General features: G+C 65.0%; 14 protein-coding genes. 10 read left to right on the plus strand and 4 right to left on the minus strand.

Going from position 1 to position 12,452, the window contains the following annotated elements:
* The first annotated feature begins 11 nt into the window (after window positions 1-11).
* Complete coding sequence (gene rhtB, locus AC22G6_RS00930; protein WP_487365223.1) at window positions 12-632, plus strand: homoserine/homoserine lactone efflux protein; 621 nt, start codon at window positions 12-14, stop codon at window positions 630-632.
* A gap of 16 nt (window positions 633-648) precedes the next feature.
* Here the strand turns inward: rhtB and AC22G6_RS00935 are convergent, their stop codons facing one another.
* Entirely contained in the window at window positions 649-1,758 is a 1,110-nt protein-coding gene (locus AC22G6_RS00935) for a substrate-binding domain-containing protein (protein WP_487365224.1), read from the minus strand.
* 100 nt (window positions 1,759-1,858) lie between these two features.
* Between AC22G6_RS00935 and AC22G6_RS00940 the strand changes: the two genes are divergently transcribed.
* Together AC22G6_RS00940 and AC22G6_RS00945 are read left to right on the plus strand one after the other, a co-directional pair.
* On the plus strand, window positions 1,859-2,683 hold the full coding sequence (locus AC22G6_RS00940) for an ABC transporter substrate-binding protein (protein ID WP_487365225.1): 825 nt from the start codon (window positions 1,859-1,861) through the stop codon (window positions 2,681-2,683).
* A 97-nt stretch (window positions 2,684-2,780) separates the two neighbouring features.
* Window positions 2,781-3,422, plus strand: a complete 642-nt coding sequence (locus AC22G6_RS00945; protein WP_487365226.1) for an MBL fold metallo-hydrolase — start codon at window positions 2,781-2,783, stop codon at window positions 3,420-3,422.
* A gap of 80 nt (window positions 3,423-3,502) precedes the next feature.
* On the opposite strand, the gene mscL is transcribed toward AC22G6_RS00945, so the two are convergent.
* Together mscL and AC22G6_RS00955 are read right to left on the minus strand one after the other, a co-directional pair.
* Window positions 3,503-3,931, minus strand: coding sequence for a large conductance mechanosensitive channel protein MscL (gene mscL, locus AC22G6_RS00950; protein ID WP_487365227.1), 429 nt, complete (start codon window positions 3,929-3,931; stop codon window positions 3,503-3,505).
* Window positions 3,932-4,081: 150 nt separating this feature from the next.
* The gene (locus AC22G6_RS00955; RefSeq protein WP_108950530.1) at window positions 4,082-4,702 is read right to left on the minus strand and encodes a trimeric intracellular cation channel family protein; all 621 of its coding nucleotides are present in this window, start codon (window positions 4,700-4,702) and stop codon (window positions 4,082-4,084) included.
* A 157-nt stretch (window positions 4,703-4,859) separates the two neighbouring features.
* On the opposite strand from AC22G6_RS00955, the gene AC22G6_RS00960 reads away from it, so the two are divergent.
* The 7 genes from AC22G6_RS00960 (at window position 4,860) to trxC (ending at window position 11,161) form a co-directional block, all read left to right on the plus strand.
* A complete protein-coding gene (locus AC22G6_RS00960; RefSeq protein ID WP_487365228.1) occupies window positions 4,860-5,834 on the plus strand; it encodes an NAD(P)H-dependent flavin oxidoreductase in 975 nt (324 codons plus the stop codon).
* 273 nt (window positions 5,835-6,107) lie between these two features.
* Window positions 6,108-6,977 carry a branched-chain amino acid ABC transporter permease gene (locus AC22G6_RS00965; RefSeq protein WP_487365229.1) on the plus strand — a complete coding sequence of 290 codons (870 nt, stop codon included), beginning with the start codon at window positions 6,108-6,110 and terminating at the stop codon, window positions 6,975-6,977.
* A gap of 2 nt (window positions 6,978-6,979) precedes the next feature.
* Window positions 6,980-7,948 (plus strand): branched-chain amino acid ABC transporter permease, encoded by a 969-nt coding sequence (locus AC22G6_RS00970; RefSeq protein ID WP_487365391.1) that lies wholly within the window; start codon window positions 6,980-6,982, stop codon window positions 7,946-7,948.
* Window positions 7,949-8,012: 64 nt separating this feature from the next.
* Entirely contained in the window at window positions 8,013-9,173 is a 1,161-nt protein-coding gene (locus AC22G6_RS00975) for an ABC transporter substrate-binding protein (RefSeq protein WP_487365230.1), read from the plus strand.
* A 57-nt stretch (window positions 9,174-9,230) separates the two neighbouring features.
* Window positions 9,231-9,854: a flavin prenyltransferase UbiX gene (locus AC22G6_RS00980; RefSeq protein ID WP_487365231.1), complete on the plus strand. Its 624-nt coding sequence runs from the start codon at window positions 9,231-9,233 to the stop codon at window positions 9,852-9,854.
* Window positions 9,851-10,441: an LON peptidase substrate-binding domain-containing protein gene (locus AC22G6_RS00985; protein WP_487365232.1), complete on the plus strand. Its 591-nt coding sequence runs from the start codon at window positions 9,851-9,853 to the stop codon at window positions 10,439-10,441. Before AC22G6_RS00980 ends, AC22G6_RS00985 begins: the two co-directional genes overlap by 4 nt.
* 282 nt (window positions 10,442-10,723) lie before the next feature.
* Entirely contained in the window at window positions 10,724-11,161 is a 438-nt protein-coding gene (gene trxC, locus AC22G6_RS00990; RefSeq protein ID WP_487365233.1) for a thioredoxin TrxC, read from the plus strand.
* 112 nt (window positions 11,162-11,273) lie between these two features.
* Here trxC and mutY read toward each other — a convergent pair whose 3' ends face one another.
* Entirely contained in the window at window positions 11,274-12,332 is a 1,059-nt protein-coding gene (gene mutY, locus AC22G6_RS00995; RefSeq protein WP_487365234.1) for an A/G-specific adenine glycosylase, read from the minus strand.
* Window positions 12,333-12,452: the final 120 nt, after the last annotated feature.

Consider the following 12,452-nt stretch of genomic DNA (forward strand, 5'->3'; position numbering starts at 1 on the left):
AGTGTGACGGTATGAGCTGGAATCTGTGGCTGCCCTTTCTGGTGGCGAATCTCGTGATCTCGGTGTCGCCCGGGCCGGGGGCGGTGTTGTCCATGGCAACCGGCCTGCGTCACGGTTATGGCGCCGCGCTGCGGTCCATCGCCGGATTGCAGGCGGCATTGCTGCTGCAGCTTGCGGTGGTGACGCTTGGGCTCGGCGCCCTGCTGGCGACATCGGCCACGGCCTTTCTCGTCGTCAAGGTGCTGGGGGCGGTGTACCTGGTGTGGCTTGGTGTCGCCAAGTGGCGCGCCAGGGTGGAGGCGCTCGATGAGGCCGGGAGTGGAGCCGGCCGGCCCCGGGGTGGTCTGTTCATGCAGGGCATGCTGGTGAACCTGACCAATCCCAAGGCCATTGTCTTCATGGCGGCGCTGGTGCCGCAGTTCATGGTGGCCACCGCACCGCAGTGGCCGCAGATTCTGGTCATCGCCACCACCATGGTCGCGGTCGATACGGTGGTGATGTCTTGCTATGCGCTGCTGGCGACCCGCTTTCGTCCCTTGCTGCGCAACCCGAACGCGCTCAGGATCCAGAACCGTGTGTTCGGCGGGCTCTTTGTCGGTGCCGGCGCCTTTCTGGCAGCGTCCAGTCGCTAGTGCGCAGGGTGCGTTCTCAGTCCGGGGCGGAGGGCCTCGGGCTGCGGTAGGACCACCATGGCAGCACCTGGCGCATCGACAACACCTCACCTGACTGTGCCGGCTGGTAGCCGGCCAGCCTGCCAAGACCGGCCTGCCATGCATTGCCCTTGAGCAGATCGAGCAGTGCGGCGACCGCCGGCGTATCGAGTGCCGATTTGAGGCAGGCAAGGTGGTAGCGTTCGTTGGCCAGCGGCACGAAGTCCAGCCCGCGCCCACGCGCCGTGGCCTTGATGCCGAGGCCGACGTCGGCCTGGCCGGAGGCAACGGCCTGGGCCACCGCAGCATGGGAGTGCTCGGTATGGTCGTAGCCGTTGATGTCCTGCACGGGGATACCCGCCTGTAGCAGAAGCTCGTCCAGCAGCACGCGGGTGCCGGTGCCTAGCGCACGGTTGGCAAAGCGGGCCCGGCGTTGGCGCACGTCGGCCAGCGAGTGCAGATTCAGTGGATTGCCGCGGGCGACGATCAGGCCCTGGGTCCGCCGCGCAAAACCGATGATCTTGTGCAGGCCCGGGCGCAGCAGGGGCTTGTAGGTGCGGCGTGTCAGGCTGTCGGTGTCGGCGCCTTCCAGCGTGTGAAAGCCGGCCATCAGGCAGCGTCCCTCATTGAGGGCGCGGATGGCATCCACACTGCCGCTGAAGCGGATGTCGAGATGCAGTCGGTGCGCGGGCTGGCGTGCCTGCTCCTGCAGTGCGGCAAGTGCCTCGTCATGGCTGGCATACATCGTCAGCACATGGGCGCTGTCGTCGAAGGCCACGGCATAGACGCGCTCGAGATCGGCGCGCAGGGCCTCGATCTGCGGCAACAGCCTCGCCTGAGCCTGGCGCTCGGCCCACATCAGCTTGGTGCCGAATTCGGTCAGCCGCGCGGGCTGGCCCTTTTCCCACACGATCATGCTGTGCCCGAGGCTCTCCTCCCAGCGTCGGAGCTCGCCCCATACATGCCGGTACGACAGGCCAAGACGTTTGGCCGCGCCCGATATCGAGCCGCTTTCGGCCACGGCCTGCAAGAGGTCGATCAGCGGATTGTGGACGCGGGCGGGGCTGGCGTCATCGCCGAGGGTGTAGTGAAAGTTGATCCTATGCACAGCGCTTCATATTGATCGAAGTCATGCGGGCGCTTACGTTACCCGAAATCTCGAAGAGTCGCCGGTTCCGGTGATCCAACACCCACTCAGAGGAGTTTGTATGAACGCATCAGTCGAGAACTTTCGCGCTACCCGCAAGGCATGTGTCCTGGTTGCGCTGCTGTCCGTATTCTCGACCGCTTCGGCGGAGTCGATCGTGATGGCCTCCACGACCTCGACCGAGCAGTCCGGCCTTTTCTCTCACCTGCTGCCGGCCTTCACCAAGGCCAGCGGCATCGAGGTCAAGGTTGTCGCCCAGGGCACGGGTCAGGCGCTCGATACCGGGCGCCGTGGCGATGCCGACGTGTTGTTCGTGCATAACCAGATCGCTGAGGAAAAATTCGTTGCCGAAGGCTATGGCGTAAAGCGTTATCCGGTGATGTACAACGACTTCGTGCTGATCGGGCCGGAGGCTGATCCGGCGGGCGTGCGCGGCAAGGACATCGTCTCCGCGCTGAAGAAGCTGGCTGCCGCCAACGGCAGCTTCGTGTCGCGCGGTGACAAGAGCGGTACCCACGCGGCCGAGCTGCGCTACTGGAAGGACGCCGACAGCGATTCGAACAAGGGCACCGGCTACAAGGAGTGCGGCTGTGGCATGGGCCCGGCACTGAACATGGCGGCTTCGTCCGGCGCTTATGTGCTGGCCGACCGTGGCACCTGGCTCAATTTCAAGAACCGCGCCGATCTCAAGGTGCTGGTCGAAGGCGACACTCGCCTGTTTAACCAGTACGGGGTGATGGTGATCAACCCGGCCAAGCATCCGCACGTGAAGGCTGCCGAAGCCCAGCAGTTTGTGGACTGGGTGGTGTCGCCGGCGGGCCAGGCCGAGATTGCAGGCTACAAGATCGGGGGCGAGCAGCTGTTCTTCCCCAACGCCGGTCAATAAGCACGCATTCTGCGCAGGGCCGCGCCCTTCGTGGCGGCCCCTGCGGAGTGGACGGGTTATCATTGGGCCCCGGTTTCTTACTGATGTTCCAGCCCACATGATCGACGTCCGCATTGTTCCCGTTACGCCCTTCGAGCAGAACTGCAGCATTATCTGGTGCGACAAGACGCGCAAGGCAGCGGTGGTCGACCCCGGTGGCGATCTCGACCGCATCCATGCCGCAGCTGAGGCACTTGGCGTCACCATCGAGAAGATCCTGATCACGCACGGGCATATCGATCATGCCGGCGGTACCGCAAAACTGGCGCGCGAACTGGGCGTGCCCATCGAAGGGCCGCAGGAGGAAGACCGCTTCTGGATCGACGGCATGGCTCAGCAGAGCAAGATGTTCGGCTTTCCCGATGTTGAAACCTTCACGCCTGATCGCTGGCTGCACGATGGCGACACCGTGACCGTGGGGGAGCAGACGCTGCAGGTGATCCACACGCCGGGCCACACGCCGGGCCACGTGGTGTTCGTGCATCCGGAATCAAAGCTCGCGCTGGTTGGCGATGTGCTTTTCGCGGGCTCGATCGGGCGCACCGACTTTCCGCGCGGCGACCATCAGATGCTGGTCAGCTCCATCCGCAACAAGCTCTTCCCGCTCGGTGACGACATCACTTTCGTTCCGGGGCACGGGCCAACCTCGACCTTTGGCGAAGAGCGCGAAAGCAACCCGTTCGTCGGTGCCTACGGCTGAACGACTGAACTGAACGCAAGAAGCCCCTGGTGGCGCCGTCCTGCATGGCGCCACCAGGGGCTTCTTTCATGTTGCAGCGATCAGCTGCGTTGCTTGAGCGAGTCGCGGATCTCGCGCAGCAGCTTGATGTCTTCCGGTTCGGGTGCGGGCTCGGCGGGCGGTGCCGGCGGTTCTGCACGCTTGAGCTTGTTGATGGCCTTGATTGCCATGAAGATGGCGAAGGCGATGATCAGGAAGTCGATTGCGGTGTTGATGAAGTTACCGTACTTGATCAGCGGTGCCCCCGCCTTTTCGGCCGCTTCCAGGGTCTCGAAGACGTCGCTGCCAAGGTTGATGTACAACTGGCGGAAATCGACGCCGCCGACGAGGCGGCCAACGACCGGCATCACGATGTCCTTGACCAGCGAATCGACGATCTTGCCGAAGGCGCCGCCAATGATCACGCCAACGGCGAGATCGATGACGTTGCCGCGCATGGCGAATTCCTTGAATTCCTTCATCATGCTCATGGATGAACTCCTGTCAGGTCGAGCCTTTCGTAGCCAGGCTCTGTTGCTTGATGTACCGGGTGGTCCCGGCTTGGCCGCATACCTTATTAGGATCGACCTGCATACGCCAGAAGGGTATCTACTGATGCGCGGCGAATGTCACGCTTGACGTCAGCTTCGGGCAATGAACACCGGCAACCGCCATTTGAAGCGGATGGCACCCAGACGAATCACCAGCACCAGCGTCGCGCCGGCCAGCGCAGCCCACCCTGGGCTGACGCCGGCTTCGAGCAGGGCGAGCAGCAGCAGGGCGCCGGCCCATGATGCGGTGGCATACAGTTCGGCGGTAAAAACCAGGGGAACTTCGTTGCACAGCACGTCGCGTACGATGCCCCCGAAAACGCCGGTGATCACGCCCATCAGGCTGGCCACCAGCCATGGCGCTCCCATCGCGATGGCGGCCTGGGTGCCCGAGACGGTGAAGAGTGCGAGGCCAAGGGCGTCCGGTAACAGGAACAGGCGTGGCGGCAGGCGCACCACGCGCACCACGAGAAATGTCGCGAGGCCGGCGACGATGGCCGCGATCAGATTGCTCTGATCTGCAATCCAGAAAACCGTGCGATCGAGCAGCACGTCGCGCAAGGTGCCGCCACCCAGGGAGGCGGCCAGTGCCACCACGACCATGCCGAAAAGGTCGAAGGGCTTGCGCCCGGCATCGAGCACGCCGGCGGCCGCGTTGACCGCCACGCCGGCAATACCGATGCCGTAGAGAAGGGATTCGATGCCTTGCATGGCGCCGAGGATAGCACCTGATTCTCTCGGCGGATGCCATCGGGCATCGGATGGCAGACATATTCAAACGGTCGTTTGAAATGTGCGCTTCACATGCTAGAGTGCGCTTCATGCAAGGGCATTGATTGCCCGCTCGCAACAACAGTGAGGAGGCAGCATGACAATTCCCGTATCCTTCCGCGGCACCATGAGTGTGCCCGCGATTGCCGCGCCGATGTTTCTGGTATCCGGCCCCGAGCTGGTCATCGCGACCTGCAAGGCCGGGGTGGCCGGTACCTTTCCCGCGCTCAACGCACGGCCGGCTGCGCAACTTGAGGAGTGGCTGACTCAGATCGATGCGGCGCTTGCCGGGCATCGCGCGGACAATCCGGATGCGCCATGTGCGCCCTACGGGGTGAATCTCATCCTCCATGCGTCCAACAAGCGTCTGGAGGAGGACCTGGCGACCATCGTGCGTCACCGTGTGCCCTTTGTGATCACCAGCCTGGGCCATCCCGGCGAGGTGGTGAAGGCGGTTCATGCCTATGGCGGGCTGGTGTTTTCCGACATCGTGCATGCCTACCATGCGAAGAAGGCCGCGGCGGCCGGTGTCGACGGCATCATCGCGGTGGCCGGCGGGGCAGGCGGTCACGCCGGCACCCAGAGCGTGGTGAGCCTGATCCGCGAGATCCGCGAGTTCTGGGATGGCGTGCTGATCGCGGCTGGCAGCATTTCGGACGGTGCCTCGATCCGTGCGGTCGAGGTGCTGGGTGCCGATTTCGCCTACATGGGGACGCGTTTCATCGCGACTCGCGAGGCGTTGGCGCAGGAGGCTTACAAGCAGATGGTGGTGGATTGCGGCCCGTCGGAGGTGGTCTATACCGATGTGATTTCGGGCACCAATGCCAATTTCCTGTGGCCAAGTCTGGAGCAGGCGGGTTTCGAACGCAGCGAACTGGTGGCGGGACACGGGAAGGGCAAGCTGCACGATCTGTCGGACGAGGCGCGTGCCTGGCGCGATGTGTGGAGTGCTGGCCACGGGGTGGCGAATATTCACGACATTCCGACTGTGGCGGAGCTGGTCGAGCGCCTTGTCGCCGAGTATCGCGAAGCCTGCAATAAACCGCCGAGCAACGCACTCTGTAGCAGGTAACAGGGTTGTGGCGCGCCGGGGTCGCTCTTCCGGAGGCTGTCGAGAGCGCCGTTGCTTGAGGTGCTGTGGCGGGAACAAGGTGGCGCATGTCTGAGGGCGCGAAGCGCCCGAGTTTGCGCCACCGCCGCCACAGTGCCTCAAGCAACGGGAAGCCGCAGGCCGCGAACGTCTGCCTCCGGGAGAGCGGCCCCGGGTAAGCGCCGCAGCCCTGTTACCTGCGGCCGGGTGTGGCCTTTGCCCAGCGAAGCCCCCGATGGTCTATCCTTCGCGCCCATGCTTTCCCTGATCCAGGTTCTCACCAGCGGAATTGCCATCGGTTGCGTGTATGGACTGGTGGCGCTGTCCTTCGTCCTCATCTACAAGGCCACCGAAACGGTGAGCTTCATGCAGGGCGAACTGCTCATGGTGGGGGCGTTTGCTGCCGTGGCGCTCAATACCGGTGCGGGCTGGCCCTTGTGGCTGGCGGCGGTCGTTGCTGTGGCGGGGCTCGCGCTGCTGGGTGCGGTGCTGGAACGTGTCGCCCTGCGCCGGGCGATCGGCCAGCCACATCTGGTTGCAGTGCTGCTGACCTTCGGCCTCGGCATGATGCTGCGCGGCGGGGTCACGTCGGTGCCGGCGGCAAGCCACGACATCTACCGTCTCCCGTTCGCTGACAGCGTGCTGCAGATCGGTGCGCTCGCCCTGTCCCTGAGCCATGTGCTGGTGATTGTGGCCACCGTGGTGCTGGCAGGGATGCTGGCAATCTTCTTTCGCTACACGCGAGCGGGACTCGCGCTGCGTGCATGCTCCGAAAACGCGCGGGTCGCTGCGTTGATGGGGGTGCCGGTCGCCTCGATGCACACCCTGGCGTGGGCGCTTGGCGCTGGGCTTGCCGCCGTTTCGGGCCTCCTGCTCGCGCCGATTACCTTCATCCATCTGAACATGGGGCTGATTGCACTCAAGGCCTTTCCAGCCGCGGTGCTCGGCGGGCTGACCAGCTTGCCGGGGGCCTTGGTGGGGGGCGTCTTTCTCGGCGTGGCCGAGTCGCTCGCCGGTCTGGTGCTCCCTGAGGGCGTCAAGGATGTCGTGCCCTATGTGCTGCTGATGCTCGCCCTGCTGCTTTTCCCCGATGGCATGGCCGCAGGATGGCGGAGGCGCCGGTGAGCATGCTGCGTCCGCTGCTGCTGATCGCAGCCATTCTTGTGCTCGGGCTCAGCGTACTCGGTGCTGACTACGCCGCCGGGCAGGCCACGCTGGTTGCAACCTATGCGATTGCCGGTCTCGGGCTGGTCATCATCGTCGGTCAGGCGGGGCAGATCACCTTGGGGCAGGGTGCCTTGGTGGCGCTCGGTGCCTACGCGGAGACCCTGCTCGCCATGCGTGGCGTGCCGCCAGTGTTCTCGGTGCCGGCCGCAGTGGCGCTTGGCGCGGCCGGCGGGGCGCTGGCAAGCCTTCCCGCCCGGCGCCTCGGCGGCTTGTACTTTGCGATGAGCACGCTGGCCTTTGCGCTCATCGTGGAAGAAATGCTCGTGCGCTGGACCTCGCTCACCCGCGGCGGCGCCGGACTCAGCGTGCCGACCCTGAACCTGGGCGGGATGAAGGTGGATACGCCGCTGGAACAGATGCTGGTCAGCCTTGCTGCGCTGATGCTGGCCTGGCTGGCATGCAGGCGTCTGCTGGCAGGGCGCAGCGGTCGCGCCTGGCGGGCGGTGCGCGAGGACGAGATCGCGGCCGCCGAGGCCTGCGGCGTCGACGTGGCCGCGACCAAGTTGCGCGCCTTCGTGCTCGGCGGCGCGCTGGCCGGACTGGCGGGTGCGCTCTACGCGCACTGGATCGGCTTCATCAGTCCCGAGCAGTTCGGGCTGATGTTCTCCTTCGAACTGCTGATGCTGGTGTTCATCGGTGGCGCCCGCCACCTGTCCGGTGCGTTGTGGGGCGCGCTCGTCATCGTCAGTCTGCCGCAGCTGATTGCCTTGCTGCGCGACGTGCTGCCGGGCGAATGGAGCCGCAGTGCCGGACTCGAGACCGTGCTCTTTGGCGCGGTGATCGTGGCAATGGTGCTGCTGCGGCCGCAGGGTCTGGCATCGGCTTCCGGCGGCGCGCCGGCGTCTGTGCGCAAGGGCACTGAAGACTGACGGCTGCGGTTATCGCCGGCTTGAAGGATAATCGCGGTCCGACTTCTTCGTTCAGGGTCCGCCCATGTCTGTTTCCCGTTTCGTTCTTGGTTGTGCGCTGGCCTTGACCACCGCGTTTGCAGTGGCTGCCACGCCCGGCGTCAGCGATCGCGAGATCGTTCTTGGCAGCATCCAGGATCTGTCCGGCCCTGCCGCGATGCTCGGTTCGCCGGTGCGCGACGGCATGCTGCTGCGCCTCGAAGAAGCGAACGCGGCGGGCGGGGTGCATGGGCGCAAGCTGCGGATGGTGGTCGAGGACACCGGCTACGACCCCAAGCGCGCCGTGCTGGCGACGCGCAAGCTGCTCGACCGCGATCAGGCCTTCGCCTTTCTCGCCAACTTCGGTACGCCGGTCGTGATGGCCACCATGCCGCTGATCATCGATGCCGGTCGCCCACACCTGTTCCCGTTCTCGCCCCATGAGGCAACCTACAGCCCGCTGCATCCGCTGAAGTTCCAGATCTTCGCGCCGTATCAGAGCTACATGGATGCGGCCACGCGTCACATGGTGCAAAGCCGCGGCTACAAGCGTACCTGCCTGCTCTATCAGGACGACGACTATGGTCTTGAAGTCCTCAAGGGGGTAGAGGCAGGGCTCGCCCGAATCGGCCAGAGCCTGGTCGAAAAAACCAGCTACAAGCGCGGCGCCACCGATTTCTCCAGCCAGATCGCCCGCCTGCGTGGCGCCGATTGCGACTTCGTGGTGCTCGCGACGGTGGTGCGTGAAACCATCGCCGCCATGAGCGAAGCGCGCAAGACCGGCTGGATGGTCGACATGCTTGTGACCGCATCCGGCTATTCGGCACAGACGCATGAACTCGGCGGCGCGGCCGTCGATGGCTTGTACGGTGTGAGCGTGCTGCCGCATCCCTATGCCGAGGGTGCCAACAGTGCGCTGGCCGACTGGATCACGCGCTATCGCAAGCGTTTTGGCGTCGATCCGAACGTGTGGAGCGCGATGGGTTACAGCATTGCCGATCTCTTCGTGCAGGGCGCAAATGCGGCCGGGCGGGAACTCACGGTCGAAGGCTTCGTCTCTGCTCTGGAGCAACTCAAGACCACGCGCGATTTCTTCGGCAGCCCCGAGTATCGCTTCAGCCACGACGACCACCTTGGCAACCGCTACGGCCGCCTGGCCCAGATTCGCGACGGACGCTGGGTCATCCTGAGCGACTACCTGAAGTGATTTTCCGGCGTGCGCGCAGCAGTGGCCCAATGATGGCCTGATAAGGAAGCACAATCGATGAGCACCCCGCGCACCATCACCGTCGCCTTCACCGGCGCCTCCGGCATGCCGTACGGCCTGCGTCTGGTGGAGTGCCTGCTGCAATCGGGCTGCCGGGTGTGGCTGCTGTATTCCCAGGTGGCGCAGATCGTTGCGCGCCAGGAAATGGACTGGCACCTGCCCGGTCGCGCGGCCGAGGTCGAAACCGAACTCTCCGCGCGCTTCGGCGCTGCACCCGGGCAGTTGCGGGTGTTTGGCAGGGAAGAGTGGTTTGCACCGCCGGCCTCGGGCTCCAATCCGCCTGATGCCATGGTGGTCTGCCCGTGCACCATGGCGACGCTGGCATCGATTGCGGCCGGGCTCAGTCAGAGCCTGATCGAGCGTGCGGCCGATGTGGTCATCAAGGAGCAGCGCAAGCTGGTGCTGGTGCCGCGCGAGACGCCGTACTCGGCAATCCATCTCGAGAACATGCTCAAGCTGGCAAGGCTGGGTGTGTGCATCCTGCCGCCCAATCCGGGCTTCTACCACCATCCGAGGACGGTGGAGGATCTGGTCGATTTCGTCGTGGCGCGGGTGCTCGATCAGCTCGGCGTCGCCCACACCCTGATGGCGCGCTGGGGAGAGCAGGAGGAAGGCCGATGAGTGAGCGTCTGCCGCTGTTTCCGCTCAATACGGTGCTCTTCCCCGATGGTCTGCTGCCCTTGCGGATTTTCGAAGCGCGCTACATGGACATGGTGACCCGGTGCATGCGCGAGGGCAGCAGCTTCGGCGTCTGTCTGATCGCAGCGGGGCAGGAGGTCGGCGAGGCCGCGCTGCCGCACGAGGTCGGCACCGAGGCGCGAATTGAAAGCTGGGACATGGCCGAACCGGGCGTGCTGGCTATCATGGTGCGCGGAGCGCGGCGGTTTCGGGTGGTCGATCACGAGGTCGAGCACGACGGTCTGCTCAATGGCGAGGTGGTGTGGCTGGACGAGCCGCCGGTGCAGCCGGTGCCCGAGGCTCAGGCCGAGATTCTTCCGCTGCTCAGGGTACTGGCAGCGGAAGCAGGCGACCGCATGCCGCCACCGCACCACTTCGAAGACGCGGCCTGGGTGGGGGCGCGTTATGCCGAGTTGCTCCCCATCCCGGCGCTTGCGCGCCAGCGCCTGCTTGAACTCGACGATGTGCAGAGCCGGCTGGAGATCATGCAGCAATTCTTGCGGCAGCATGGCTTGCTGGGCAAGGCGTGAGCGTGGTTCGGGTTTTCGGGGCTGGGTTCTGGGGCACGCGGAGGCGCGGAGGAGTCGCCTGACTGAGGCGATCCCTTGCGCCTGGATAGGGCATCCTGCGTGGGTACATGTCAACAGCGTGATGTCGGCGGCGCTCATGGCCTGACTTGCCCCGGCAGAGTGCTTTGCGGATGGCTGGTCTTGAGGCTCGCGGCGGCGCGCAGGATGGAGTGGGCTGACGGCTCTTGAAGTTTGGGAGAGCTGACTCCACCTTGAAATCATTGCCAGTCCCGGGTCATCGCCATGTCAGATTCCATGCACCTCGTCTGCCCCCATTGCAACGCTGTAAACCGCGTGCCTGCTGCGCGGCTGACCGAGCAGCCGAGTTGTGGGCAGTGCCACAAGCCGATGTTTGTTGCTGCACCTCTGGAGCTCAACGCGTCGAGTTTTTCCCGCCATATCCAGCGCAACGACGTTCCGGTGCTGGTGGATTTCTGGGCGCCGTGGTGCGGGCCATGTCGTTCGATGGCGCCGGCTTACGCCGAGGCGGCGCGAACGCTGGAACCGGATTTCCGCGTAGCGAAGCTCGATACCGAGGCTAATCAGGCCATCGGCGCCCAATACAATATCCGCAGCATCCCCACGCTCGCGCTGTTCAGAAACGGCAAGGAAATCGCCCGGCAGGCAGGCGCCATGGGCGCCGCCGACATCGTGCGCTGGGCACGCACCCACGCAGGATGACCCTCAGGTCAGGCGCGAGGCGTTTCCTCATTCAGACAACGCCTCCGCGCCTCCGCGTGAACCAGACCCTCGCATCGGAACAGCGCCACACCCCGAGCCCAGCGCAGCCTTCCTAAGCAAACAGGTCCGGCGCCGCCATCTGCATTAGGATGCTGCGCACCGGTGTCGGCAAGGCCGCATCGGAAGTGTCTGCAAGCGGCAACCACTGCGTGCTGCCGCCTTCTTCAGCACGGACGCCTTGTGCGGCGAGATCGAACCGCCACGGCTGAATGTCGAGCACGAAGTGGGTAAACGTGTGTGTCAGCGGCGCAAGCAGAACGCCAGTGCCGGCGTCGATGCCAAGCCGGTCGCGTACCCAGCAGTCGACCTCTGTTTCGTGCTCGGGCACTTCCGGCAGGCTCAGCAGACCGCCCCATATTCCGGCGGGCGGGCGGCGTTCGAGCAGGACCGCGCCACGGTCGACAATCACCGCCACGCGCACGCTGCGTCGCGGGATCTGCTTTCTGGGTCTCGGTGCTGGCAGCGACGCAATCCGGTTGCCGAGGCGCGCGATGCATTCGTCGGCGAGCGGGCAGCGCGTGCAGGCGGGTTTGCCTCGAGTGCAAACGGTGGCGCCGAGGTCCATCTGAGCCTGGATGTAGCTGCCGATGCCGTCCTGCGGCAGCAGCGATTCGGCCAGCGCCCACAGGCGCGATTCGACCGCTTTCGCGCCGGGGAAGCCCTCGATGCCGAACACGCGGCACAGCACCCGCTTGACGTTGCCGTCGAGAATCGGAGCGCGCTCGTCGCTTGAGAAAGCGGCAATGGCCGCCGCGGTGGAACGACCGATGCCGGGCAGGGTGACGATCTGTGCTGCGGTCCGCGGGAACACGCCACCGTGATCGCTCATGACCAGCTGCGCCGCCCGGTGCAGATTGCGTGCGCGGGCGTAGTAGCCGAGGCCGCTCCACAGTGCCATGACGTCGTCCACCGGTGCCGCAGCCAGCGCGGCCACATCGGGAAAGCGCTCGACGAATCGGGTGTAGTACGGAATCACGGTGCTGACCTGGGTCTGTTGCAGCATGATTTCCGACAGCCAGATGCGGTACGGGTCGCGTCCGCCCTGCCAGGGCAGGTCATGGCGGCCGTGGTGGCGCTGCCACTCGATCAGGCGACGGGCAAAATCACTCATGTGGGGTGCAAATTCCGGTATTAATGTTGTAATCGAGTTTCATGTCGCGCTGCAGTACTCGACGTATACCGCTTGCGCGGCCATAATCCGCCGCCTGAATACTATCTTTCGGGTGTGGCT

The organism is Parazoarcus sp. PS-13 R2A (assembly GCF_057621855.1).

Bases quoted from the DNA above. Each gene is read 5' to 3' on its own strand.
- mutY (WP_487365234.1), bottom strand. From the start codon at position 12,332: ATGAGTGATTTTGCCCGTCGCCTGATCGAGTGGCAGCGCCACCACGGC.
- mscL (WP_487365227.1), bottom strand. From the start codon at position 3,931: ATGAGCATGATGAAGGAATTCAAGGAATTCGCCATGCGCGGCAACGTC.
- rhtB (WP_487365223.1), top strand. From the start codon at position 12: ATGAGCTGGAATCTGTGGCTGCCCTTTCTGGTGGCGAATCTCGTGATC.
- AC22G6_RS00960 (WP_487365228.1), top strand. From the start codon at position 4,860: ATGACAATTCCCGTATCCTTCCGCGGCACCATGAGTGTGCCCGCGATT.
- AC22G6_RS00980 (WP_487365231.1), top strand. From the start codon at position 9,231: ATGAGCACCCCGCGCACCATCACCGTCGCCTTCACCGGCGCCTCCGGC.
- AC22G6_RS00945 (WP_487365226.1), top strand. From the start codon at position 2,781: ATGATCGACGTCCGCATTGTTCCCGTTACGCCCTTCGAGCAGAACTGC.
- AC22G6_RS00955 (WP_108950530.1), bottom strand. From the start codon at position 4,702: ATGCAAGGCATCGAATCCCTTCTCTACGGCATCGGTATTGCCGGCGTG.
- AC22G6_RS00975 (WP_487365230.1), top strand. From the start codon at position 8,013: ATGTCTGTTTCCCGTTTCGTTCTTGGTTGTGCGCTGGCCTTGACCACC.
- AC22G6_RS00985 (WP_487365232.1), top strand. From the start codon at position 9,851: ATGAGTGAGCGTCTGCCGCTGTTTCCGCTCAATACGGTGCTCTTCCCC.
- AC22G6_RS00940 (WP_487365225.1), top strand. From the start codon at position 1,859: ATGAACGCATCAGTCGAGAACTTTCGCGCTACCCGCAAGGCATGTGTC.
- trxC (WP_487365233.1), top strand. From the start codon at position 10,724: ATGTCAGATTCCATGCACCTCGTCTGCCCCCATTGCAACGCTGTAAAC.
- AC22G6_RS00965 (WP_487365229.1), top strand. From the start codon at position 6,108: ATGCTTTCCCTGATCCAGGTTCTCACCAGCGGAATTGCCATCGGTTGC.
- AC22G6_RS00970 (WP_487365391.1), top strand. From the start codon at position 6,980: ATGCTGCGTCCGCTGCTGCTGATCGCAGCCATTCTTGTGCTCGGGCTC.